The 1,316-nt window shown below is 67.5% G+C and carries 4 protein-coding genes; 3 read left to right on the forward strand and 1 reads right to left on the reverse strand.

Annotation, left to right across the window (positions count from 1 at the left end; all coding sequences use genetic code 11):
• On the forward strand, positions 1-272 hold a 272-nt coding region (locus tag X803_RS22120; RefSeq protein ID WP_035778082.1), incomplete at its 5' end, for an ABC transporter permease subunit.
• A 62-nt stretch (positions 273-334) separates the two neighbouring features.
• On the opposite strand, the gene X803_RS22705 is transcribed toward X803_RS22120, so the two are convergent.
• Positions 335-598 carry a hypothetical protein gene (locus tag X803_RS22705; RefSeq protein ID WP_026544402.1) on the reverse strand — a complete coding sequence of 88 codons (264 nt, stop codon included), beginning with the start codon at positions 596-598 and terminating at the stop codon, positions 335-337.
• A 50-nt stretch (positions 599-648) separates the two neighbouring features.
• Between X803_RS22705 and X803_RS0105790 the strand changes: the two genes are divergently transcribed.
• Positions 649-930, forward strand: coding sequence for an ABC transporter permease subunit (locus X803_RS0105790; protein ID WP_084033452.1), 282 nt, complete (start codon positions 649-651; stop codon positions 928-930).
• The coding region (locus tag X803_RS21400; protein WP_035778083.1) for an ATP-binding cassette domain-containing protein at positions 927-1,316 on the forward strand (390 nt) is incomplete at its 3' end. The genes X803_RS0105790 and X803_RS21400, both read left to right, overlap by 4 nt.

Here is a 1,316-nt window from a genome sequence, read left to right on the forward strand (position 1 = left end):
CCCACGTGCTGCGGCGCCACCTGTGGCCGGAGCTGGCGCCGGTCCTCCTCACCATGGCTTCTCTGGGCATGGCCACCGCGGTGCTTGCCATGTCCACCCTCAGCTACGTCGGGGTAGGGCTGAAACCGCCCACGGCCGAGCTGGGACTGCTCATCACCGAATCACTGCCCTTCTACTACGAGGCACCCTGGATGGTGGCTGCACCGATTGTGGTGCTCCTGCTCCTCCTTGCGGGACTGCTGGGGCTGCGCACACAGGAGGTCCGCCGATGACCATTGAACTGCTCGATGTAAGGGTCACGCACCAGGGCCGCGCCCTGGTCAATGTGCCACAGCTATTGCTCGAACCCGGCCGGGCGGTGACGCTCGTCGGTGAAAGCGGCAGCGGTAAATCGCTGCTGGCGCACGCACTGATGGGCAGCCTGCCCCGCTCTCTTCAGGTTGACGGACTCGTTTCCTTCGGTGGGGAGCGCACGCCGCTCCAGGATGCCGCCGCGCGGCGCAAGCTGTGGGGACACCGGCTCGCACTGCTGCCCCAGGAACCGGCGCTCGCGCTGGATCCCACCATGCGGGTTGACCAGCAGATAGCAGAAGGTCACCCCGGTTTCCTCCGTGGGCGGCGCGGGAGGCTGGCTGCACTGGAAGAGGCCTGGGGCCCACCCACGTGCTGCGGCGCCACCTGTGGCCGGAGCTGGCGCCGGTCCTCCTCACCATGGCTTCTCTGGGCATGGCCACCGCGGTGCTTGCCATGTCCACCCTCAGCTACGTCGGGGTAGGGCTGAAACCGCCCACGGCCGAGCTGGGACTGCTCATCACCGAATCACTGCCCTTCTACTACGAGGCACCCTGGATGGTGGCTGCACCGATTGTGGTGCTCCTGCTCCTCCTTGCGGGACTGCTGGGGCTGCGCACACAGGAGGTCCGCCGATGACCATTGAACTGCTCGATGTAAGGGTCACGCACCAGGGCCGCGCCCTGGTCAATGTGCCACAGCTATTGCTCGAACCCGGCCGGGCGGTGACGCTCGTCGGTGAAAGCGGCAGCGGTAAATCGCTGCTGGCGCACGCACTGATGGGCAGCCTGCCCCGCTCTCTTCAGGTTGACGGACTCGTTTCCTTCGGTGGGGAGCGCACGCCGCTCCAGGATGCCGCCGCGCGGCGCAAGCTGTGGGGACACCGGCTCGCACTGCTGCCCCAGGAACCGGCGCTCGCGCTGGATCCCACCATGCGGGTTGACCAGCAGATAGCAGAAGGTCACCCCGGTTTCCTCCGTGGGCGGCGCGGGAGGCTGGCTGCACTGGAAGAGGCGGGCAACCGC

The organism is Arthrobacter sp. 35/47 (assembly GCF_000520475.1).
GTDB lineage: Bacteria > Actinomycetota > Actinomycetes > Actinomycetales > Micrococcaceae > Arthrobacter_D > Arthrobacter_D subterraneus.